The 22654-nt window shown below is 70.8% G+C and carries 14 protein-coding genes; 7 read left to right on the forward strand and 7 right to left on the reverse strand.

Annotated elements, in window-relative coordinates; all coding sequences use genetic code 11:
- Window positions 1-10 precede the first annotated feature (10 nt).
- The gene (gene treS / locus OG552_RS25605; protein WP_329136758.1) at window positions 11-1711 is read right to left on the reverse strand and encodes a maltose alpha-D-glucosyltransferase; all 1701 of its coding nucleotides are present in this window, start codon (window positions 1709-1711) and stop codon (window positions 11-13) included.
- Complete coding sequence (locus OG552_RS25610; protein WP_329136761.1) at window positions 1708-3693, reverse strand: alpha-1,4-glucan--maltose-1-phosphate maltosyltransferase; 1986 nt, start codon at window positions 3691-3693, stop codon at window positions 1708-1710. Before OG552_RS25610 ends, treS begins: the two co-directional genes overlap by 4 nt.
- 562 nt (window positions 3694-4255) lie before the next feature.
- Between OG552_RS25610 and glgP the strand changes: the two genes are divergently transcribed.
- Window positions 4256-6871 (forward strand): alpha-glucan family phosphorylase, encoded by a 2616-nt coding sequence (gene glgP, locus OG552_RS25615; RefSeq protein ID WP_329136763.1) that lies wholly within the window; start codon window positions 4256-4258, stop codon window positions 6869-6871.
- A 95-nt stretch (window positions 6872-6966) separates the two neighbouring features.
- On the opposite strand, the gene OG552_RS25620 is transcribed toward glgP, so the two are convergent.
- Together OG552_RS25620 and OG552_RS25625 are read right to left on the reverse strand one after the other, a co-directional pair.
- Window positions 6967-7173, reverse strand: coding sequence for a cold-shock protein (locus tag OG552_RS25620; RefSeq protein ID WP_311299234.1), 207 nt, complete (start codon window positions 7171-7173; stop codon window positions 6967-6969).
- Window positions 7174-7332: 159 nt separating this feature from the next.
- Window positions 7333-9711 carry a M4 family metallopeptidase gene (locus OG552_RS25625; RefSeq protein ID WP_443071197.1) on the reverse strand — a complete coding sequence of 793 codons (2379 nt, stop codon included), beginning with the start codon at window positions 9709-9711 and terminating at the stop codon, window positions 7333-7335.
- 495 nt (window positions 9712-10206) lie between these two features.
- Here OG552_RS25625 and OG552_RS25630 point away from each other — a divergent pair, with 495 nt between their 5' ends.
- Both OG552_RS25630 and OG552_RS25635 read left to right on the forward strand, forming a co-directional pair.
- Window positions 10207-12204: an ABC transporter ATP-binding protein gene (locus OG552_RS25630; protein WP_443071033.1), complete on the forward strand. Its 1998-nt coding sequence runs from the start codon at window positions 10207-10209 to the stop codon at window positions 12202-12204.
- Window positions 12204-14078: an ABC transporter ATP-binding protein gene (locus OG552_RS25635; RefSeq protein WP_329136768.1), complete on the forward strand. Its 1875-nt coding sequence runs from the start codon at window positions 12204-12206 to the stop codon at window positions 14076-14078. Before OG552_RS25630 ends, OG552_RS25635 begins: the two co-directional genes overlap by 1 nt.
- A gap of 305 nt (window positions 14079-14383) precedes the next feature.
- Here OG552_RS25635 and OG552_RS25640 read toward each other — a convergent pair whose 3' ends face one another.
- Both OG552_RS25640 and glgX read right to left on the reverse strand, forming a co-directional pair.
- Window positions 14384-15661 carry an MFS transporter gene (locus OG552_RS25640; RefSeq protein WP_329136770.1) on the reverse strand — a complete coding sequence of 426 codons (1278 nt, stop codon included), beginning with the start codon at window positions 15659-15661 and terminating at the stop codon, window positions 14384-14386.
- Between the two features lie 96 nt (window positions 15662-15757).
- Window positions 15758-18052, reverse strand: coding sequence for a glycogen debranching protein GlgX (gene glgX, locus OG552_RS25645; RefSeq protein ID WP_329136772.1), 2295 nt, complete (start codon window positions 18050-18052; stop codon window positions 15758-15760).
- 200 nt (window positions 18053-18252) lie between these two features.
- Between glgX and OG552_RS25650 the strand changes: the two genes are divergently transcribed.
- The 4 genes from OG552_RS25650 to OG552_RS25665 all read left to right on the forward strand — a co-directional run bounded on the left by OG552_RS25650 (window position 18253) and on the right by OG552_RS25665 (window position 22062).
- Window positions 18253-19212 (forward strand): L,D-transpeptidase, encoded by a 960-nt coding sequence (locus OG552_RS25650; RefSeq protein WP_329136774.1) that lies wholly within the window; start codon window positions 18253-18255, stop codon window positions 19210-19212.
- A 198-nt stretch (window positions 19213-19410) separates the two neighbouring features.
- Window positions 19411-20580, forward strand: a complete 1170-nt coding sequence (locus OG552_RS25655; RefSeq protein WP_329141126.1) for a L,D-transpeptidase — start codon at window positions 19411-19413, stop codon at window positions 20578-20580.
- Window positions 20581-20683: 103 nt separating this feature from the next.
- A complete protein-coding gene (locus tag OG552_RS25660; RefSeq protein WP_329136776.1) occupies window positions 20684-21451 on the forward strand; it encodes an enoyl-CoA hydratase/isomerase family protein in 768 nt (255 codons plus the stop codon).
- A gap of 119 nt (window positions 21452-21570) precedes the next feature.
- On the forward strand, window positions 21571-22062 hold the full coding sequence (locus OG552_RS25665; protein ID WP_329136778.1) for an ATP-binding protein: 492 nt from the start codon (window positions 21571-21573) through the stop codon (window positions 22060-22062).
- Window positions 22063-22390: 328 nt separating this feature from the next.
- On the opposite strand, the gene OG552_RS25670 is transcribed toward OG552_RS25665, so the two are convergent.
- Window positions 22391-22645: a hypothetical protein gene (locus OG552_RS25670; RefSeq protein ID WP_329136780.1), complete on the reverse strand. Its 255-nt coding sequence runs from the start codon at window positions 22643-22645 to the stop codon at window positions 22391-22393.
- Window positions 22646-22654 lie beyond the last annotated feature (9 nt).

Raw genomic sequence — 22654 nt, forward strand, 5'->3', positions numbered from 1 at the left:
CCCCCCTCCCTCAGACCTGGTCGCGGCGCAGCCGGAACCAGTAGAAACCGTGTCCCGCCAGGGTCAGCAGGTACGGCAGCTGGCCGATCGCGGGGAAGCGGACCCCGCCGATCAGCTCCACCGGATGGCGGCCCGCGAATTGACGCAGGTCCAGTTCGGTGGGTTGGGCGAACCGGGAGAAGTTGTTCACGCACAGCACCAGGTCGTCACCGTCCTCCCGCAGGAAGGCCAGCACGGCCGGGTTGCTGGACGGCAGCTCGGTGTACGAGCCGAGCCCGAACGCCCGGTTCTGCTTGCGGATCTCGATCATCCGCCGGGTCCAGTGCAGCAGCGAGCTGGGCGAGCTCATCTGCGCCTCGACATTGGTGACCTGGTACCCGTAGACCGGGTCCATGATCGTCGGCAGGAAGAGCCGGCCGGGGTCGCTGGAGGAGAACCCGGCGTTCCGGTCGGGCGTCCACTGCATGGGGGTGCGTACGCCGTCCCGGTCGCCGAGCCAGATGTTGTCGCCCATGCCGATCTCGTCGCCGTAGTAGAGGATCGGCGAGCCCGGCAGGGAGAGCAGCAGCGCGGTGAAGAGTTCGATCTGGTTGCGGTCGTTGTCCAGCAGCGGGGCCAGCCGGCGGCGGATCCCGATGTTGGCCCGCATCCGCGGATCCTTGGCGTACTCGGCGTACATGTAGTCGCGCTCTTCGTCGGTGACCATTTCGAGGGTCAGCTCGTCGTGGTTCCGCAGGAAGATCCCCCACTGGCAGCCCTCCGGGATCGCCGGGGTCTTGGCCAGGACTTCGGAGACCGGATAGCGCGATTCGCGCCGTACCGCCATGAAGATGCGCGGCATCACCGGGAAGTGGAACGCCATGTGGCATTCGTCCCCGCCCTTGCGGAAGTCGCCGAAGTAGTCGACGACGTCCTCGGGCCACTGATTGGCCTCGGCCAGCAGCACGGTGTCCGGGTAGTGCGCGTCGATCTCCGCCCGTACCCGCTTGAGGAAGTTGTGGGTACGCGGCAGGTTCTCGCAGTTGGTGCCCTCCTGCTGGTAGAGATACGGCACCGCGTCCAGCCGGAAGCCGTCGATCCCGAGGTCGAGCCAGAATCGCAGCGCGGCCAGGATCTCCTCCTGCACCTGCGGGTTCTCGTAGTTGAGATCCGGCTGGTGGGAGAAGAAGCGGTGCCAGTAGTACTGCTTGCGGACCGGGTCGAAGGTCCAGTTGGACGTCTCGGTGTCCACGAAGATGATCCGGGCGTCCGGGAATTGCTTGTCGTCGTCGGCCCAGGTGTAGTAGTCGCCGTACGGCCCGGTGGGGTCGGAGCGGGACTGCTGGAACCACTCGTGCTGGTCACTGGTGTGGTTCATGACGAAGTCGATGATCACGCGCATGCCGCGCTGGTGCGCGGCGTCCACGAATTCGACGAAGTCGGCCAGGTCGCCGAATTCCGGCAGCACCGCCGTGTAGTCGGAGACGTCGTAGCCGCCGTCCCGCAGGGGGGATGCGAAGAACGGCGGCAGCCACAGGCAGTCGACGCCCAGCCATTGCAGATAGTCGAGTTTGGCGGTGATTCCCTTCAGGTCGCCGACTCCGTCGCCGTTGCTGTCCTGAAAGGAACGGACGAGGACTTCGTAGAACACCGCCCGTTTGAACCATTCGGGATCTCGGTCCTTTGCCGGTGTGTCCTCGAACGTGTCAGGAACGGGTTCGTTGACGATCAACTGAGTGACCCTCCGATCGATGGAGACGGTCGCAGTGACAGCACGTGCGCGGGCGCGCGGCCCGGCTCAAGGCGCACATAGTTGTTCCTGCCCCAGTGGTAGGTCTCGCCGGTGAGCTCGTCGCGCACCGGGAACGACTCGTGCCAGGAGAGGCCGAGTTCTGGCATGTTCAACGACACGGTCGCCTCCTGGGTGTGGAACGGGTCCAGGTTGACGACCACCAGTACGACGTCGTCGTCCCGCCGCTTGGAGTAGGCCAGCAGCGCGTCGTTGTCCACGTGGTGGAACGTGATGTCCCGCAGCTGCCGCAGCGCCGGGTGACGGCGGCGGAGCCGGTTGAGCGTGGTGAGCAGCGGAGCGAGCGAGCGTCCCTCCGCTTCCGCCGCGGCCCAGTCACGCGGCCGCAGCTGGTACTTCTCCGAGTCGAGGTACTCCTCGCTGCCCGGTTTCGCGGGGGTCGCCTCGCACAGCTCGAACCCCGCGTACACCCCCCAGCTGGGGGAGAGGGTGGCGGCGAGCACGGCCCGCGTCTCGAACGCGGGACGGCCGCCGTTCTGCAGATAGGCATGGAGGATGTCAGGAGTGTTCACAAAGAAGTTCGGCCGCATCCAGCCTGCCGTCCCGTGCGCCAACTCCAGCATGTAATCGGTCAGTTCCGTTTTGTCGTTGCGCCAGGTGAAGTAGGTGTACGACTGCTGGAAGCCGATCTGTCCGAGCATGCTCATCATCGCGGGACGGGTGAACGCCTCGGCCAGGAAGATCACATCGGGATCGGTCCTGTTGATGTCGGCGATCACCTTCTCCCAGAACACCACCGGCTTGGTGTGCGGATTGTCGACCCGGAAGATCCGTACGCCGTGCGCCATCCAGTGCCGCAGCACCCGCAGGGTCTCCCGGACCAGGCCGGCGAAGTCCTCGTCGAAGGCGATCGGGTAGATGTCCTGGTACTTCTTCGGCGGGTTCTCGGCATACGCGATGGTGCCGTCCGCCCGGTGGGCGAACCACTCCGGGTGCTTGCCGACCCAGGGGTGGTCCGGCGAGCACTGGAGGGCGAAGTCCAGGGCGATCTCCAGGCGCAGCTCGCGGGCGCGGGCCACGAAGTGGTCGAAGTCGGCGATCGTGCCCAGATCCGGGTGGACGGCGTCGTGGCCACCCTCCGCGGAGCCGATCGCCCAGGGCGAGCCGACGTCGTCGGGGCCCGCCGAGAGGCTGTTGTTCGGTCCCTTGCGGAACGCTCTGCCGATGGGATGAATAGGTGGCAAGTACACCACATCGAACCCCATCGCGGCCACCGCCGGCAGCCGCTCGGCGGCGGTGCGGAAGGTACCCGAGCGGGGGGCGCGGCCGGGCTCGACCACCGCGCCCTCCGAGCGCGGGAAGAACTCGTACCAGGACCCGAAGAGCGCGCGCTCCCGCTCCACCTGCAACGGCAGTGGACGTGAGGCGCTGACCAGTTCCCGCAAGGGGTAGCGGTCGAGCACCGCCACCACGTCGGGGGTGATCGCCGCCGCGTGCCGGGCCGAGGCCGGCCGGCCGCTGTCCCGCAGCGCGTCCACCGCGGCCAGCACGGTCTGCCGCTCGTCGCCCTTGGGCACGCCGGCCGCGGCCCGCTCGTGCAGCTGGGCGCCCTCGGCCAGCACCAGATCGGTGTCAATGCCCGCCGGGATCTTGATGCCGGCGGTGTGCCGCCAGGTCCCCACCGGGTCGGACCAGCCCTCCACGGTGTACGTCCAGCGGCCCTCGGCGGTGGGCGTGACCCGCGCCCCCCACCGGTCGGTGCCCGGCTCCAGCGGGTGCATCGGGGTGAAGGGACCCGGCCGGCCCGCCGGGTCGCGCAGCACCACATTGGCCGCAACCGCGTCGTGCCCCTCCCGGAACACGGTGGCCGTCACCTCGAACGTCTCGCCGGCCACCGCCTTCGCCGGGCGGCGGCCGCAGTCCACGACCGGGCGGACATCGACAACGGGAATACGACCGATCATTGCCTCACCTGTACAACTCGTGATATTCGGGTCATTGGATCATTCAGGCTATTTGGGTCATTTTTGGTCATATGGACAACTGATGATGTTCTGGACACCATGCCGCTCGGTGCCGCTCGGTGCCGCTCGGTGCCGCTCGGTGTCACTCGGTTGCCTGCTCGGCGGGACGTACGGCGGACGTCGGCCGTACGGGTGCTGACGGGTACTACTTGATCGATGGTCGTACAGTTCCAGGAACGGGAGGGGGACGGCGCCCCCACGCTCTTTTTAACTGTTCTTGGCGCAACGGGCCTGCCTGACTGGCCTGCCCGCGCGACCGCAAGTCTGCGCGTTCACTCATGTGGATGTGTGAGCGGGGTCACCGGATCGGTGCATCCGGGCCACTGGGCAGCCTGCCCCGCACTCGCCGGGTGAACGCACCACGACCCCGCGTTTCGGTAGCACGTCGCCGGTGCCTCCATCCGCCGTGGGACGCCTCCGTGAGCCGCCGTTCGAGCGTTTGAACCAGCTGATCGTGGAGATCGCTCCCGGGCTCCCCGCCGTCGGAGCTACGGTCGGAGGTGTGAAGGCTATCCGTCGATTCACCGTGCGCACTGTCCTGCCGGAACCTCTGCGCCCGCTGGGGGAGCTGGCCCAGAACCTACGCTGGTCATGGCATCAGGAGACCAGGGAGCTGTTCCGAGGCGTCGATCCGGAAGGCTGGCGGGCCGCCCAGGGCGATCCGGTACGGCTGCTCGGCGCGGTCTCCAAGGAACGGCTGACCACGCTCGCCGGCGACCGGCGCTTCCTGCGCCGGCTGGCCGCCGCGGCCGAGGATCTCGCCGACTACACCACCAACCCCCGCTGGTACCAGGAACAGAGTGACCTGCCCGCCGCCATCGCCTACTTCTCACCCGAATTCGGCGTCACCTCGGCCCTGCCGCAGTACAGCGGCGGGCTGGGCATCCTCGCCGGAGACCACCTCAAGGCCGCAAGCGACCTCGGCGTACCGCTGATCGGTGTCGGCCTGCTCTACCGGCACGGCTACTTCCGCCAGACCCTCTCCCGGGAGGGCTGGCAGCAGGAGCAGTACCCCGTCCTCGATCCCAACTCGCTGCCCGTCACCCCGCTGCGGGAGGCCGACGGCACCCCGGCCGAGGTCACCTTGACCCTCACCGGCGGCCGCGCCCTGCACGCCCGGATCTGGAAGGCCCAGGTCGGGCGGGTCCCGCTGCTGCTCCTCGACTCCGACGTGGAGAGCAACCAGCCCGCCGAACGCGATGTCACCGACCGGCTCTACGGCGGCGGCAGCGAACACCGGCTGCTCCAGGAGATGCTGCTGGGCATCGGCGGCGTCCGCGCGGTGCGGGCGTACTGCCGGATCACCGGCCACCTCGCACCCGAGGTCTTCCACACCAACGAGGGCCACGCCGGCTTCCTCGGCCTGGAGCGCATAAGGGAGCTCTCCCTCGAAGGGCTCGACTTCGACACCGCCCTGGAAGCGGTCCGGGCCGGCACCCTGTTCACCACCCACACCCCGGTCCCGGCCGGCATCGACCGCTTCGACCGCGAGCTGGTCGGCCGCTACCTCGGCGACGGCGGCGAACTGCCCGGCGTCGACATCGGCCGGATCCTGGAACTCGGCCGCGAGACGTACCCCGGCGGGGACCCCAACCTCTTCAACATGGCCGTGATGGGCCTGCGGCTCGCCCAGCGGGCCAACGGCGTCTCCACCCTGCACGGGGCGGTCAGCCGGGAGATGTTCGCCGGCCTCTGGCCGGGCTTCGACCCCGAGGACGTGCCGATCACCTCGATCACCAACGGGGTGCACGCGCCCACCTGGGTGGCGCCGGAGGTACAGCGGCTCGCCGCCCAGCACGCCGGCGCACAAGCCGCCGAGGACGCCATGATCATCGGCGGCTCCGACCGGTGGGAGGCCATCGCGGGCCTGCCCGACCAGGCGATCTGGGAGCTGCGCCGCGAACTGCGCGAGCAGTTGGTGGACGATGTACGGCGCCGGCTGCGGGCCTCCTGGCGGCAGCGTGGCGCGGGCGACGCGGAACTCGGCTGGACCGACTCCGTCCTTGACCCGGACGTGCTCACCATCGGCTTCGCCCGCCGGGTCCCGTCCTACAAGCGGCTCACCTTGATGCTGCGCGACCAGGAGCGGCTGACGGGTCTGCTGCTCCACCCCGAGCGGCCGATCCAGATCGTGGTGGCCGGCAAGGCGCACCCCGCCGACGACGGCGGCAAGCGGCTGGTCCAGGAGCTGGTCCGGTTCACCGACGACCCCCGGGTGCGGCACCGCATCGTCTTCCTGCCCGACTACGACATGCGGATGGCGCGGCTGCTCTACCCCGGCTGCGACGTCTGGCTCAACAACCCGCTGCGCCCGCTGGAGGCGTGCGGCACCTCGGGGATGAAGGCGGCGCTCAACGGCTGCCTCAACCTGTCGGTGCTCGACGGCTGGTGGGACGAGTGGTTCGACGGCGACAACGGCTGGGCGATCCCCACCGCCGACGGCCTCAGCGACGAGGACCGCCGCGACCAGCTGGAGGCCGCAGCCCTCTACGAGCTGCTGGAGAACCAGGTCGCCCCGCGGTTCTACGACCACGGCCCGCAGGCGGCGCCCAAGCGCTGGATCGAGATGGTCCGGCACACCCTGTCCACGCTCGGCCCGAAGGTGCTGGCAGGACGGATGGTCCGGGACTACGTCAACGAGCTGTACGCGCCCGCGGCCCGGTCGCACCGCGCCATACAGGGTCCGGCGGCGGCCGAGCTGGCCGGCTGGAAGCAGCGGGTGCGCCGGCAGTGGCCGCAGGTCTCGGTCGACCATGTGGAGACCGGCGCGGTCGAGGAGGGCACCACCCCGGAGCTGGGCTCCACCCTCACCCTGCGGGCCCAGGTGTCGCTCGGCGGCCTCGACCCGGCGGACGTCGAGGTCCAGCTGCTGGCCGGGCGGGTGGACGCCGCCGACCGGCTGACCTCGCCGACGGTGATCCCGCTCAAGCCGACCGCCCGCCCGGATTCCGCCGGGCGGCAGAGTTACGAAGGCCAGCTGACCCTCGACCGCACCGGGGCCTTCGGGTACACCGTGCGGGTGCTGCCGGCCCATCCGCTGCTGGCCACCTCGGCCGAGCTGGGATTGGTGGCGGCGCCGGCCGAGGCGGAGGGGATGACCGCCGGCCTGCTGCGCTGACGGCCGCTTCCTGTACAGGCCGCGGCTCCGCCGGACCCGCGGCCACGCGGAAGGCCCGCACCTGACCGGTGCGGGCCTTCCCTGTGTGCTGCGGTTCAGCTCATCTGGCGGATGTTCTCCGCCTGCGGGCCCTTCTGGCCCTGAGTGACATCGAACTCGACCTTCTGGCCTTCGAGCAGCTCGCGGTAACCCTGCGACAGGATGTTGGAGTAGTGCGCGAAGACGTCGGAGCCGCCGCCGTCCTGCTCGATGAAGCCGAAGCCCTTTTCCGAGTTGAACCACTTCACGGTTCCGGTTGCCATATCCATCTCTCCTACTGGTGGGGCAGGTGTGTCCAGACCCGCACTGTACGGATCGGCAATGCCGGGAATCTTCACCCCACACCGTAGGAAAAAGGTAAAAAACGGAAGACCCGGACCGGCGGTGGGGGCGCCGCTCCGGGTCTTCCGCCGATCAGGTGATCAGCTGACGCTGACCGCCGTGTCGTCGATGAGGAAGCTCGTGGCGAGAGAGCTGTCCTCGGTGCCGGTGAACTTCAGGGTGACGCTCTGGCCGATGTAGGGGGTGAGGCTGACGCTGCGCTGGACGTAGCCGGTGCCCTTGTTGGCGTTGGAGTAGCTGGCGATGGTGGTGGAGCCGGCCTGGACGGTGAGCTTGTCGTAGGCGGTGCTGCTGGTCTCCTGGGAGCTGATGTACAGGTAGTAGGTGAAGGTGGCGCTGGTGCAGGTGGCGGGGATGGTCACCGACTGCGAGAGGGTGTCGGTGTGGGTGGTGCCGTAGCCGTCGAGCCAGGCCTTGTAGGAGCCGGCGTGGGCGGGGGCACCGGTGCTGTTGTCGATGACGCCGGTGGACTGGGTCCAGCCGGTGGCGCCTGATTCGAAGCCGGGGTTGGTGAGGAGCTGGCCGGCGGTGCAGCCTCCGCCGCCGCCCGAGCTGGTGACGGTCCAGGTGAAGGAGGCCGACCCGGTGGCGTTGGTGGAGTCCTTGACCGTGACGGTGACGCTGGAGGTGCCGGTGGCGGTCGGGGTGCCGGAGATCAGGCCGGTGGAGGCGTTGATCGACAGCCCGGCCGGCAGACCCGTCGCACTGTAGGTCAGGGCGCCGCTGTTGGTGCTGCTGGCCTGGATCTGCAGGCTGGCCGCGGTGTTCACCTGCGTCGACTGGTTGGCCGGCTTGGTGACGGTCACCCCGCTCGGCGTGGAGACCCGGCTGCCGACGTTGATCGCCGCCCAGGTGTTGGCCACCGTGTTGTACGTGGCGCTGCCGGCGCCCCACAGGTCGGCCGCGGCCTGGAGGGACTGGGTGCGGGCCGCCGCGTAGTTGGTGGTGGAGGTGAAGCGCTCGGTGAGCGACTTGTACCAGAGCTTGAGGGCGTTGTCCCGGCCGATGCCGGGCACCGACAGGCCGTCGGAGGTCGGGCTGTTGTAGCTGACCCCGCCGATCACCTTGGCGCCGCTGCCCTCGGAGAGCAGGTAGAAGAAGTGGTTGGCCGGGCCGGAGGAGTAGTGCACGTCCAGGCCGCCCAGGCTGGAGGACCAGTAGTCCTTCGAGCCGCCGTCCTTGCTCGGCTTGTCCATGTACCGCAGCGGCGTACCGTCGCCGTTGATGTCGATCTTCTCGCCGATCAGGTAGTCACCCGGGTCGGCGGCGGTGTTGGAGTAGAACTCCACGCCGGTGCCGAAGATGTCGGAGGTGGCCTCGTTGAGGCCGCCCGACTCACCGGAGTAGTTCAGGCCGGCCGAGTTCGCGGTGACGCCGTGGCTCATCTCGTGCCCGGCCACGTCCAGCGCGGTCAGCGGGTGGGTGTTCCCGGAGCCGTCGCCGTACGTCATGCAGAAGCAGGAGTCGTCCCAGAAGGCGTTCACGTAGTTGTTGCCGTAGTGGGTCCTGGAGTACGCCGCCTGGCCGTCGTCGGCGATGCCGTTGCGGCCGAAGGTGTTCTTGTAGAAGTCCCAGGTCTCCTGGGCGCCGTAGGCGGCGTCCACCCCGGCGGTCTGCGCGGTGGCCCCGTTGCCGTCGCCCCACACGTCGTCGGCGTCGGTGAAGAGCGTGCCGGTGCCGGAGGTGCTGTGGTTCAGGTTGTACGTCTTGTGGCCGCCGCGGGTGCCGTCGGTCAGGTTGTACGTCGAGCCGGAGTGCGTGGTGGTGATGCTCACCTGGCCGCTGTACTCGCTGTTGCCGACGCTGTTCTCGATGCCCTGGTACGCGTAGAGCTTCGCGCCGGTGTTCGCGTCGGTGATCACGTGCAGCTGGTTCGGCGTGCCGTCGTCCTGGAAACCGCCGATCACCGACTCCCAGGCCAGCGCCGGTATGCCGTTCGCGGCCCAGATCACCTTGCGGGGCGCGCCGTCGGCGGCCGGGGAGGCCGCGCCGTCCGCCTTGGCGGCGCTGAGCGCGAAGGACTTCGCGGAGTCGGCGCTCCTGGCCGCGGTGGTGGAGGCGACCGCGATGGTGGCGTTGGTCGCCTTGTCGACGCCGGTGGTGGCGCCGGCCGCGTTCTGGTGCACGACCAAGTCGCCGCCGAGCACCGGCAGGCCGGCGTACGTGCGCTCGTAGCGGGTGTGGACGCTGCCGTCCTGGTCCTTGATCACGGACTTGGCGACGAGCGCTTCCTGCGCGCCGAGGTGCAGGTTCTGGGCGGTCGCGGCGGCCTGGGACTGGGCCGCCTTGGTGAGCGCCGACTGCTGGGTGGGGGACAGGGCGGCCGGCAGCGCGCCGGCCCGGGGTGCGACGTGGCCGGACGCGGCCGGGGAGCTGCTGGTGCCGGTGTTGGCGGAAGCCGTACCGGCGGGCAGACTCACGGCGACCATCGCGGCGCCGGCGATCAGGGCGCCTGCCATGGCAGCCGTGCGGGGGGATCTGCGCACTGTGTGAACTCCTTCTGCGGCGGCCGCGGGTGGCGGCCGGGACAGTCCGGGCAGATGGGGATGGTGGGGTCTACCCGGGTAGAGCTGTGTGATTGCTGTGGAGCGTGTTGCTGTGGAGCGGAGCACAGAGTGGCACCCTTTACCTGTCCATGTCATTGGCATGACCCGGAAATGGCTGGAAATCGTTCGGAGTACGGGACGTGAGGTCCGTATAACGGGCAGATGTGAGAGCCGTGTTGCGGGCGGGCAAAATTTTCCGGCCCCCAAAAGGGGTGTGCGATGGCATATCGGCCTCGCCGGGTGAGTGGTGTGCGGAGCCGCGTCAACTCAGCCCGTGAGACAGATGGCCGGACTTCGACGGTGGCGGGTAAAGCGCCGCGACCGGCGTCAACTTCACGCCGCGGGGAGATCGCCAGCAGTGAAAACCAGATGAGGGCTGTCGGTGGTGGGCCCTAGGGTCGTGAGGTGATGCCTGCCACGGAACCCTCAGCCGCCCCACCCGCCCCGCCACCCGCCCCGCCACCCGCGCACTCGACCGTGCGCTCACTGCTGCGGCTGTGGCCGTATGTGAGACCGGTCCGGTTCCTGCTCGGCGCGTCGGCGGTGGTCGCGGTGGCCGCCTCGTGCATGGCGCTGCTGATCCCGCTGGTGCTCAAGTGGATGGTGGACGGCCCGATCAGCGACCACGACACCGGCGGGGTCTGGCTCGGCGGCGCGCTGGTGCTGCTGCTCGGGCTGCTGGAGGCGGGGCTCTTCGGGGTGCGCCGGTGGATGGTCGCCCGTCCGCTGGCCGGTGTCGAGGCCGGCATGCGCGGCGACCTCTACCGGCATCTGCAGCGCCTTCCGGTGGAGTTCCACGACAAGTGGGCGTCGGGGCAGCTCCTGTCCCGGGCCACCATGGACCTGCAGAGCCTGCGGATGTTCCTGGCCTTCCCGCTGGTCTTCCTGGTGGTCAACGGCGCCACCATCGTGATCGGCTTCGCCATCCTCTTCGCGCAGTCGTGGCTGCTCGGCCTGGTGCTGCTCGCGCCCCTGGTCCCGCTGGTGATCCTCTGCTCGTACTTCGAGACGCGGTACGCGCTGGCCGCCCGCCGCGCCCAGGACCAGGCCGGCGACCTGGCCACCCTCGTCGAGGAGTCGGTGCTCGGCATCCGGATCGTCAAGGCGTTCGGCCGGCACCGCAGCCAGGCGCTGGCCTTCCGCGGCAAGACCCGGGAGCTGTGGCAGACCGAGATGCGCAAGGCCCGGCTGCTCTCCGACCTCTGGGCGGTCATCATGACGCTGCCGGAGCTGGCGATCGGGGCCGCGCTGCTGCTCGGCGTCCTCCAGGTCTCCGACGGCAAGCTCTCGGCCGGCACCCTGGTGGCCTTCTTGTCGACGGCGCTGGCGCTGCGCTGGCCGGTGGAGTCCATCGGCTTCCTGCTCGCGATGAGCAACGAGGCGGCCACCGCCGCCGACCGCTACTTCGATGTGATGGACGCCCCCGAGGCCGACATCTCGGGCCGCGAGGCGGAGCCCGAGGCGGACGGCGTGCGGCTGACCGGCGTCCGCTTCCGCTACCCCGATGCCCCTGAGGGCAGCCCCGACCTGCTCACCGGGGTCGACCTGCACATCCGGCCCGGCGAGACGATGGCACTGGTCGGCGCCACCGGCAGCGGCAAGACCACCCTCACCGCGCTGCTGCCCCGCCTGCACCAGGCGACCGGCGGCCGGATCACCCTGGACGGCGCCGACATCGCCGAACTCCCGGTGGCCCGGCTGCGCGAACTGGTCGCCGTCGCCTTCGAGGAGCCGACGCTCTTCTCGGCCACCGTCCGGGAGAACGTCGAGATGGGCGCGGGACCGGACGGGGCGAGCGAGGAGCAGGTGCTGCGGGCGCTGGCCGTCGCCCAGTGCGACTTCGTGCAGCGGCTGCCGGAGGGCCTGGACACCCAGGTCGGCGAGCAGGGCCTCAGCCTGTCCGGCGGCCAGCGGCAGCGGCTCGCGCTGGCCCGCGCGGTCGTCGGCCGGCCGCGGTTCCTCGTGCTGGACGATCCGCTCTCCGCGCTCGACGTGCACACCGAGGCGCTGGTCGAGGCGGGGCTGCGGGACGTGCTGCGGACGACCACCGCACTGGTCGTCGCCCACCGCCCGTCGACAGTCCTGCTCGCCGACCGGGTGGCGCTGCTCACCGGCGGCCGGATCACGGCGGTCGGCACCCATGCGGAACTGCTGCGGGACAGCGCCGAGTACCGCCACCTGATGTCGGGCGACGACGCGTCGCCCGACGGGCCCCCGTCCGGACCGGCCGCCGGCGACCGGACCGGCGACGAGACCGGCGACGAGACCGCCGCTCGGACGGGCGACGAGACCACCGCCCGGACGGGCGACGAGACCGCCGCTCGGACCGGCGACGAGACCGCTGACGAGTCGGCTGACGCGTCCGCTGACGAGTCCGCCCCCGCGCTGGAGAGGAGCGACGCCTGATGACCTCCGTGGCAGCACCGACCGCCGCCGGGCCGGAAGAACCGGCGGAGCCGGCCGGCCCGGCACCCGAACAGCCCACCCGTGTCGACCCGTTCGACAAGGACGTCCTGCCCGCCCCCAAGAACGCCCAGCGCCGCCTGCTCCGGTCGCTGCTCAGCGGCCAGAGCAGGCGGCTCTGGCTCGCCGGTGTGCTGCTGCTCGTCCAGCAGGCCGCGGTCCAGGCCGGCCCGCTGCTCGTCGCGTACGCCATCGACCACGCCATCCCGCAGGTCCGCGACGGCCGGCACGGCGCGCTGATCGCGGTCGCGGCCGGCTACCTCGGCTGCGGACTGCTCTCCGGCGTGCTGCAGCGCTGGTTCATCCGGATCGAGGCAGTGGTCAGCCAGGACGTGCTGATCGATCTGCGGGGCCGGATCTTCCGGCACGCCCAGTCGCTCAGCCTCGACTTCCACGAGCGCTACACCTCCGGCCGGCTGATCGCCCGCGCCACCTCCGATGTGGAGACCATCCGCGAACTGCTCACCGACGGGCTCGAAGAGCTGATCGGCGTCATCCTCTCCGCGGCCTACATCACCGTGCTGCTCCTGGTCCTGGACTGGAAGCTGGGGCTGGCCACCCTCATCTCGTACGGGCCGCTGTACGTCGCCATCCGCGGCTTCCAGAAGCGCTCGATGGTGGCGTACCGGAAGCGGTCCACGGCCATCGCGGCGGTCATCGTGAAGTTCACCGAGACGATGAACGGCATCCGGCCGGTCAAGGCATTCCGCCGGGAGCAGCCCAACGACGCGGCCTTCCTTGAGCTGAACCACCGGCACGAGCGGGCCAACGGCGACGCGATCCTGGAGATGGCACGCTATGTCGTCGTCTCCCGGCTGATCGCCAACATCACCATCGCCGGCATCGTGCTGTGGGGTGCCTACCGGGTGGCCGGCGGCGGCATGGCGCTCGGCGTGCTCGCCGCGTTCGTGCTCTACCTGCGCCGGCTGTACGACCCGATCGACCGGCTCGGCATGTTCCTCAACTCCTACCAGTCCGCCGCTGCCTCGCTGGAGAAGATCGCCGGCCTGCTGGCGCAGGAGCCCACCGTGCCCGACCCGGAGCAGCCGGTGCCGCTGCCCGAGCGGGCCGACGGGCGGCCCGGCCGCGAAGTGGTCTTCGACCAGGTCCGGTTCGCCTACCGCACCGGCGGTGAGGTGCTGCCCACCTTCTCCTTGCGGCTGCCCGCCGGGCAGACGGTGGCGGTGGTCGGCGCGACCGGCGCAGGGAAGTCGACGCTCGCCAAGCTGCTGGCCCGCTTCTACGACCCCACCGACGGCGAGGTGTGCCTCGACGGCGTCCCGCTGCGCGACCTGTCCCGTACCGATCTGCGCCGGGGCGTGGTCATGGTCACCCAGGAGGCGTTCCTCTTCTCCGGCACGATCGCCGACAACATCACCATCGGCCGGCCCGACGCCGCCCGGGAGGAGGTGGAGGCCGCCGCCCGGGCCATCGGGGCGCACGACTTCATCGCGGCGCTGCCGGACGGTTACGACACCGACGTGCGCAAGCGCGGTGGGCGCATCTCGGCCGGCCAGCGCCAGCTCGTCGCGTTCGCGCGGGCGCTGCTGGCCGACCCGGCGGTGCTGATCCTCGACGAGGCCACCTCCTCGCTCGACGTCCCCGGCGAGCGGGCCGTCCAGCACGCCATGCGGACCGTGCTCACCGGGCGCACCGCGGTGATCATCGCGCACCGTCTGTCCACGGTGGAGATCGCCGACCGGGTGCTGGTGATGCGCGACGGCCGGATCGTGGAGGACGGCACCCCCGGCCGGCTGATCTCCGCCGAGGGGCACTTCGCGGGGCTCCACCAGGCATGGCGGGACAGCCTGGTCTGACCCCGGGGCGCGTCCGCGGCGCGGTGGGCGGCACCGGCCGGGGCCGCGGGGTTCCGGGGGCCGGTGCGCGACAGCCGCGTGCCGCCTCCCGGCCGGCCCGCGGGGCGAACGGCAACGGCACCGCCGCCGTCTACCGCCGCTCCGCCGCCGCCAGTTGGTGCAGCGTCCAGCCACGGCCCCGGGGGTCGAGCGGCCGGGTTGCGGCGGTGAAGACCTCCGCGGCACGGCGATAGGAGAGCCGGCCCCGGCGGAACAGCGGGCCGGGGAGCCCCGTGCCGGGAAGTGAGCCGGCGGCGGCCGCCGGGTCAGGATGTGGCGCGGTGCAGGTTGCGTACCGCTGGGATGGCCAGCAGTGCGACCGCCACCAGGACCGCGACCACGCCGCCCGCCTGGAGCACATGGCCGGTGCCGAAGGCGGTGGACGCCGGGCCGGCCAGTGCCTGGCCCACCGGGACCATCGCGATCGACCCCGCCACCTCATAGGCGTGAATACGGTTCAGGATGTCGTTCGGCACCTGAGTCTGCACGCTGGTGGACCAGTTGACGCCCCAGTAGGCGGTGCCCATGCCGGCCACGAAGACACAGCCGCAGATCGCGCCGACCGGCAGGTCGATGCCGACCGAGGCCGGCATCAGCGCGGTGGCGAACAGGGCGATCGACCCGGCCCGCAGCGGATGGGCGGCCCGCAGCCGCATCGCGATCAGCGCGCCCACCGCGGTGCCGCCGCCCAGCGCCGAGTTGACCAGGCCGTACGCGCCGGCGCCGTGCTCGGGGATCAGCCGGCCGGCCGCCAGCGGGGTGTACGGGCCGATCACGAAGACCATGAACGCCATCCACACCACGATCACCGACCACATCCAGGTACGGGACCTGAACTCCCGCCAGCCCTCCGCCAGATCGGCCCGGTAGGACGCGGTGGCCGCGCCGATCCTGGCCGGCAGCGGAGCGAGCCGCAGCAGGATCAGGCACACCGCGCTGGTCAGATACGTGGACGCGTGGACGGCGAACACCACGCCGGGCGAGGCGAATCCGACCAGTGCGCCGGCGAGCGCCGGCCCGGCCAGGCTCGCCACCGACTCCGCGGTCCTGGTCACCGCGTTGGCCCCCTGCACATCGCGCGCCACCCGGACGATCGTGCTGGCCACGCCGGGCTGGAAGGTCGCCGCCGCGGTGCCGTTGACCACCGCGATCACCACCATCTCCCACAGGTGCACCCGGTGGGTGAGGAAGAGGAAGGCGGCGGTCGACTGCGAGCAGACCCGGACCAGGTCGGCGCCGATCATCTGGGCGCGGACGTTGAAGCGGTCCGCGAACACCCCGCCGAAGACGACGAGTCCGGCGAAGCAGGCGGTGGTGGCGGCCATCACCAGGCCGATGTCACCGGCCGAGTAGCCGTAGGAGAGCAGGCCCGCGGACAGGGCCACCGGCAGCATGGTGTCGCCGAGCATCGCGACCGTGCGGGCGGTGAAGTAGCAGCGGAAGTTGCCGGACCACAAGCGGTCGCCGAGCGGTACCAACTGCCCCGGGGTGACCTCGGCGGCGGAGTCGGCCTGACGGTCGGAACGCGGTGCTGAAGAGGTCACGGCACCAGAATGGACTGGACCTCTCCGTGGCGTCCAGCCGGTTGCCCGCCGCTCGGCGAAAGCCCTCGATCACACGCGTGAGCTGCGGCGCAGCCGTCACAGGCGGATCGCCCGGTACAGGCGTACCGACCGCGCCTCCAGCCGGACCGGCGCCCCCGCGGCCACCGTCCCTGCGGCCGGCGGGTCCTGGTCCGCCGCGGTGTCCAGCAGCAGTTCGTACGAGGCGGCCCACGGCGCGCCGGGCAGGCTGAAGTCCACCGGCTCGTGATGCCCGTGCACCAGCAGCAGGAAGCTGTCGTCCACCAGGCGCTCCCCGCGGGCGTCGCGCTGCGGGATGTCCTGCCCGGACAGGAACATGCCCAGCGTCGAGGAGGGCGCGTACCAGTCCTGCTCGGACATCTCCCGGCCGTCCGGCTGGAACCAGCCGACGTCCCGCAGCCCCTCCGGGGTGATGGCAAGGCCGGAGAAGAAGCCGCCGCGCCGCAGCACGGGATGCCGGTGGCGCAGCGCGATCAGCCGGGCGGCGGTGTCCCGCACCGCCCGCCACTGGGGGTCCTCCAGCAGTGACCAGTCCACCCAGCTGGTCGGGTTGTCCTGGCAGTAGGCGTTGTTGTTGCCGCCCTGGGTGCGGCCCATCTCGTCGCCGGCCACCAGCATCGGCACACCGGTGGACAGCAGCAGGGTGGCCAGCAGGTTGCGGATCTGCCGGGCGCGCAGCGCGGTCACCTGCGGATCGTCCGACGGGCCCTCCGCGCCGCAGTTCCAGGACCGGTTGTCACCGGTGCCGTCCTGGCCGTCCTCGCCGTTGGCCTCGTTGTGCTTGTCGTTGTACGAGACCAGGTCGCGCAGCGTGAACCCGTCGTGCGCTGTGATGAAGTTCACCGACGCGTACGGCCGCCGGCCGCCCCAGTCGTACAGGTCGCTGGAGCCGGAGAGCCGGTAGCCGAGGTCGCGGACGTCGCCGGTCGCGCCCCGCCAGAAGTCCCGCACGGTGTCCCGGAACCGGTCGTTCCACTCGGTCCACAGCGGGGGGAAGGCGCCCACCTGGTAGCCGCCGGAGCCGACGTCCCACGGCTCGGCGATCAGCTTGACCCGGCGCAGCACCGGATCCTGGGCGATCACCGCGAGGAACGGCGAGAGCATGTCGACGTCGTGCATCGAGCGGGCCAGCGCCGCCGCCAGGTCGAAGCGGAAGCCGTCCACGCCCATCTCGGTCACCCAGTACCGCAGCGAGTCGGTGATCAGCCGCAGCACATGCGGCTGGACCACGTTGAGGGTGTTGCCGCAGCCGGTGTAGTCGGAGTATCCCCGCGGGTCCTGGCCGAGCCGGTAGTACCCGCGGTTGTCTATGCCGCGCAGCGACAGGGTGGGACCGCCCTGGCCGCCCTCCGCGGTGTGGTTGTAGACCACGTCGAGGATCACCTCGATGCCGGCCGCGTGCAGCGACCGCACCATCCGCTTGAACTCGCCGACCTGCCCGCCACGGCTGCCGCTGGCGCTGTAGGCGGCGTGCGGCGCGAAGTAGCCGACCGAGTTGTAGCCCCAGTAGTTGCGCAGGCCGCGCCGCTCCAGGTGGTCCTCGTGCGCGAACTGGTGCACCGGCAGCAGTTCGACCGCGGTCACCCCGAGCCGGGTCAGATGCGCGACCGCGGCCGGGTGCCCGAGGCCGGCGTACGTACCGCGCAGCTCGGGCGGCACCCCGGGGTGGGTCTTGGTGAAGCCGCGGACGTGCACCTCGTAGATCACCGAGTCCGACCACGGCGTCTTGGGCCGCCGGTCGTCCTCCCAGTCGTCGTCGTCCTCCACCACGACGCCCTTGGGGACGTACGGCGCGGAGTCGCGGTTGTCGCGCACGGTGTCGGCGGCGTCACGCTCCGGCCAGTCACGGACGTGGCCGTACGTCTCCGGTGTGAGCGAGAACTCACCGTCCACCGCCCGCGCGTACGGGTCGAGCAGCAGCTTCGCCGGATTCCAGCGCGCGCCGGTCCACGGGTCCCAGCGGCCGCCCACCCGGTAGCCGTAGCGCTGTCCCGGCATGACGTCCGGCACGAAGCCGTGCCACACCTCGTGCGTCAGCTCCGTCAGCGGCGCCCTGGTCTCGGTGCCCTCGTCGTCGAAGAGGCACACCTCGACGGACTCCGCGCCCCGCGCCCACAGCGCGAAATTGGTGCCGGGCCGGCCGTCGGGGCCGGTGCGGAACCGGGCGCCGAGCGGCTGCGGAGTGCCCGGCCAGACCGTCGCGGTGGCGGGACCGGCGCCGCGGCCGGGCCGGCCGTCGTCGCCGGTACGGGGCCGCGGAGGCGCCACCGGCGCGGGCCTGGGGGCGGTGCCGGTCGCCCCGGCGACACCCTCGACCGGTCCGGCCGGGCTGAGCTCGCGTGTCTCGGACACGTGTTTTCCTCCCACGGCTCAGACACGGCCGTGCGCTCGCGCAGGCGTCCCGTGCCCCACGATCGACCGTGTCCCTTCAAGCATCTTTCCCATATGAAGGTCGAGTGTCACATGAGTGTCCGCTTGTGAACCGGTTGGAGCTGCGCGTTTCCCCGGGGGCGCCGCATCGTTGACGGTGCGTGACGACAGGAGTGGTAAGGGTGACGGCGGTTGTGGGACGACGGGCATGGAGCGGGGTGCTGCGGGCCGCGGCGGGGGCGGTGACCGCGGTGGCGCTGCTCGCCGGATGCGGCTTCGGGGCGGGCGGCCACGACAGCAAGGACGGCATGGCGACCGCCGGCCCGACCACCCCCAGGGAGTCCTTCATCGGCTTCTTCTCGCCGGAGAAGGGCTCCACCGTCGGGACCGGCATGATCGTCTCGCTGAACTTCAACCACGCCATCACCGACCGGGCCGCCGTCGAACGGCACATCACGGTCACCTCGTCGCCCGCGGTGGCGGTGGCCGGCCACTGGTTCGGCAGCCGGCGGCTCGACCTGCGCCCCGCGGACTTCTGGCGGCCCGGCACCCGGGTCACCCTCCACCTGCGGCTGCGCGGTGTCCAGGGGGCGCCCCACACCTACGGCACCCAGTCCAAGGACGTCAGCTTCACCATCGGCCGCGACCAGCGCAGCACCGCGGACGCCGCCACCCATCTGATGACCGTGGAACGCGACGGGCGCCCGTTGCGTACCCTCCCGATCACCGCGGGCAGCCCCGAACACACCACGTACAACGGGATCATGGTGATCGCCGAGAAGTACCTCAAGACCCGGATGAACGGCCGCACGGTCGGCTTCGGCGGCGAGTACGACATCCCGGACGTGCCGCACGCGATGCGGCTCACCACCTCCGGCACCTTCGTGCACGGCAACTACTGGTCCCCGGACACCGTCTTCGGCACGCAGAACGTCAGCCACGGCTGTATCGGACTGCGGGACACGCAGGGCGCGAAGCCGGGCGACGAGGAGACGCCGGCCGGCTGGTTCTACGACAACTCCCTCGTCGGCGACCCGATCCGGGTGCTCAACTCCGCCGACCGCACGGTGTCGCCCGACAACGGAATGAGCGGCTGGAATCTGAGCTGGGCGCAGTGGGCGGCGGGCTCGGCACTGCGCTGACCTGGAGATGGCCCGGCGGCAACTGGGACGGAACGGTGACATTTCCGGGAGCCGGAGGGTGTTGTCCGTGTGGTTGTCTTGCGCTTGCAGGGGGAGTTCGGGTGTTTGGCGCGCGCTAGGGGAGTGGAGAAAGTGAAGGCGATAGGTGGGACGCCGGGTACCAGGAGGGGCCTGGCGGCACTGGCGCTCGGCGCGGTGATGCTGCTGGCGACCGCGTGCGGTCCCGACGGCGGCGACAAAGCAGGCAGCGGCAGCGACGACGGCAAGCCGGCCGGTGGCACGACCACCACCGCGGCTGCGAAGGTGTCGACGGCCGTGGTGTCGATCCTTCCGAAGGACGGCGCGAGCAACGTGGCGACCACCGGGACGCTGAAGGTCTCCGCGTCCGGCGGCAAACTGACCGAGGTGACCGTCAAGGACGACAAGGGCGCGACCGTGGCCGGTGAGATATCCGCCGACGGCCTCGGGTGGGTGCCGAGCGACCACTTGTCCACCTCCACCGAGTACACGGTGGACGCGGTGGCCAAGGACGCGGCGGGACGGGAGTCCGACAAGCACTCGACCTTCAGCACGGTGGTCCCCAAGGACACCTTCGTCGGGTTCTTCACCCCGGAGGACGGCTCCACCGTCGGTGTCGGCATGGAGGTCTACCTCCACTTCAACCGGCCGATCACCAACAAGAAGGCGGTCGAGGACGGTCTGAAGGTCACCGCCTCGCCGGCGGTACCGGTCGCCGCGAAGTGGAACGGCAACCAGGACATCTTCATCCGCCCGCAGGACTACTGGGCAGCCGGCACCAAGGTCACCCTCTCGCTCAACCTGAACGGCGTCGAGGGCGCCCCGGGTGTGTACGGCAAGCAGCACAAGGACGTTCACTTCACCATCGGCCGCCGCCAGGTGAGCATCGTGGACGCGGCGAAGCACTCGATGACCGTCTTCAAGGACAACAAGGCGATCAAGACCATCCCGATCTCCTCGGGCGCGCCGGACCACACCACGTACAACGGCAAGATGGTGATCTCCGAGAAGTACATCAAGACCCGGATGAACGGTGACACCGTCGGCTTCGGCGGGGAGTACGACATCCCGGACGTGCCGCACGCGATGCGGCTGACCAACTCGGGCACCTTCATCCACGGCAACTACTGGGCGGCGCCTTCGGTGTTCGGCAACAGCAACACCAGCCACGGCTGCGTCGGCCTGAAGGACGTCCAGGGCGCGGGCAATCCGGACACGCCCGCCGCGTGGTTCTACAACCACTCGCTGCTCGGCGACGTGGTCCAGGTGACCAACTCCAAGGACCGGACGGTCCAGTGGTACAACGGCCTCAACGGCTGGAACCTCTCGTGGTCCGAGTGGAACTCCTGAAGCCGGCTCCCGAGGTGACTTCCTGACCGGAGCCGCCCGCTGAGCGACCCGACCGGCCCGCCCCCGCTCGTCCGGGGGCGGGCCGTCCGCGTACGCTCCGGGCATGACTGTGACGCTCGAAGTCGACAACGCCGTCGGCACCGTCCGGCTGGACCGGCCGCCGATGAACGCGCTGGACATCGCCACCCAGGACCGGCTCAGGGAGGTCGCCGAGGAGGCCGGCCGGCGGTCCGACGTGCGGGCCGTGGTGGTGTGGGGCGGCGAGAAGGTGTTCGCGGCCGGCGCGGACATCAAGGAGATGCAGGCCATGTCGTACCAGGACATGGTGGACCGCGCCCGCGGGCTGCAGGACGCCTTCACCGCGGTGGCCCGTATCCCCAAGCCGGTGGTGGCCGCGGTCAACGGCTACGCGCTCGGCGGCGGTTGTGAGCTGACGCTCTGCGCGGACATCCGGATCGCCGCGGAGAACGCCACGTTCGGCCAGCCGGAGATCCTGCTCGGCCTGATCCCCGGCGCCGGCGGCACCCAGCGGCTGGCCCGGCTGGTCGGCCCGGCGCGGGCCAAGGACCTGATCTTCACCGGGCGGATGGTGACCGCCGCCGAGGCGCTGGCCATCGGCCTGGCCGACCGGGTGGTGCCGGCCGAGGAGGTCTACCCGCAGGCACGCGCCTGGGCCGAGCGGCTGGCCCGCGGCCCCGCGTACGCGCTGCGGGCGGCCAAGGAAGCGGTGGACGCGGGCCTGGAGACCGACCTCGACACCGGCCTGACGATCGAACGGACCCTCTTCGCGGGCCTGTTCGCGACCGCCGACCGGGAGACCGGCATGCGCAGCTTCGTCGAGGACGGACCGGGCAAAGCGCGCTTCCAGTGATCGCGCGCTGACCGAGCGTGCGGTGATCATCGGGATGGATCGGACGCGGGGGCCGATTCCGCCGCATCAATTCCCCCGGTTGCGCCACGCGATCCGGCCATGGCGGCCATCATGAAGGCATGCCGGGACGGGGTGGAGCGGAACAGCCGCAGCAGGCGGCCGGGGGGGCGGGCGGATCGCCCGCCCTCGCCGATGACGCCGCCGCCAAAGCAGTTGAGGACCCCGGTGACCCATCGGTCGCCGAGGTCCACCTCACGTCCCGTCCCGAATCGGCGGCCACCGCCCGCCGGCTGTCGCTGTCGGTGGTACGGCTGTGGGGTCTGCCGCACCTCTGCGACACCGTGGAACTGCTGGTCTCGGAGCTGGTGGGCAATGCGGTACGGCACACCGGCGCGCAGACCTTCGGGCTGCGGATACGGCGGCGGCGCGGCTGGGTGCGGGTCGAAGTGCGGGACCCCTCACGGGCGTTACCGTGCCTGATGCCGGTGCGCGCGATGGACACCAGCGGGCGCGGCCTGTTCCTGGTGGACAAGCTGGCCGACCGCTGGGGCGTCGATCTGCAGGCACGCGGCAAGACCACCTGGTTCGAACTGCGGGTCGCTGACCGCTGACCTGACCGCTGACCACTGAGCGCTGAGCGGCGCGGAGCGCGGGCGCGGGCGGACGGACGCAGCGAAGAGGCCCTTCGCGTCCGGGGGGTGACTGCGGAAGGGCCTCTTCGGAACCGCCGCGAAGCAGGGGGTGTGCCGCGGCGTCTGTGGAACGGCCGAGCCCGGGTCGCGGTGGCCGTTGACACCGACTCTGGCACGGCGCCGTGACGCGGGCAAATTCTCTTTCCGGAAGAATAACGACAAAGCGGACTAATCTCTCCACAAAGCAAGGGTGATGTGCGCCACCACCTTGCAAACGGTGGCCGGAGAGACGTTCGGCCGCTGTTCACTAGCGCGGGCTCGCGTCCAGCGGCGGTTCGGTCCGCTGCGGCATCCGCTCGGGGTGGCCGGGAGCCGGTTCCTCCTCCAGGACGCCGCCGCACTGCGCGCGGCCCAGTTCGATGCACGCGCTCCATGAGTAGCGGACGCACTCCACCGCCTGCCGGCCCAGCCACCGGGCCCAGTCGCGCCGGACCCGGTAGTTGCGCTGCGGCGGCGCCGGCCGCGCCCACCACCGGGTGCGCGGCCTCGGAACCCCGGTCACCTCAGGCAC

Source organism: Streptomyces sp. NBC_01476, assembly GCF_036227265.1.
Lineage (GTDB): Bacteria > Actinomycetota > Actinomycetes > Streptomycetales > Streptomycetaceae > Actinacidiphila.

What these genes read in the sequence shown, in the direction of transcription:
- OG552_RS25610 (WP_329136761.1), bottom strand. Translation starts at nt 3,693, where the DNA reads ATGATCGGTCGTATTCCCGTTGTCGATGTCCGCCCGGTCGTGGACTGC.
- OG552_RS25620 (WP_311299234.1), bottom strand. Translation starts at nt 7,173, where the DNA reads ATGGCAACCGGAACCGTGAAGTGGTTCAACTCGGAAAAGGGCTTCGGC.
- OG552_RS25630 (WP_443071033.1), top strand. Translation starts at nt 10,207, where the DNA reads ATGCCTGCCACGGAACCCTCAGCCGCCCCACCCGCCCCGCCACCCGCC.
- OG552_RS25660 (WP_329136776.1), top strand. Translation starts at nt 20,684, where the DNA reads ATGACTGTGACGCTCGAAGTCGACAACGCCGTCGGCACCGTCCGGCTG.
- OG552_RS25655 (WP_329141126.1), top strand. Translation starts at nt 19,411, where the DNA reads ATGCTGCTGGCGACCGCGTGCGGTCCCGACGGCGGCGACAAAGCAGGC.
- OG552_RS25625 (WP_443071197.1), bottom strand. Translation starts at nt 9,711, where the DNA reads ATGGCAGGCGCCCTGATCGCCGGCGCCGCGATGGTCGCCGTGAGTCTG.
- OG552_RS25665 (WP_329136778.1), top strand. Translation starts at nt 21,571, where the DNA reads ATGCCGGGACGGGGTGGAGCGGAACAGCCGCAGCAGGCGGCCGGGGGG.
- OG552_RS25635 (WP_329136768.1), top strand. Translation starts at nt 12,204, where the DNA reads ATGACCTCCGTGGCAGCACCGACCGCCGCCGGGCCGGAAGAACCGGCG.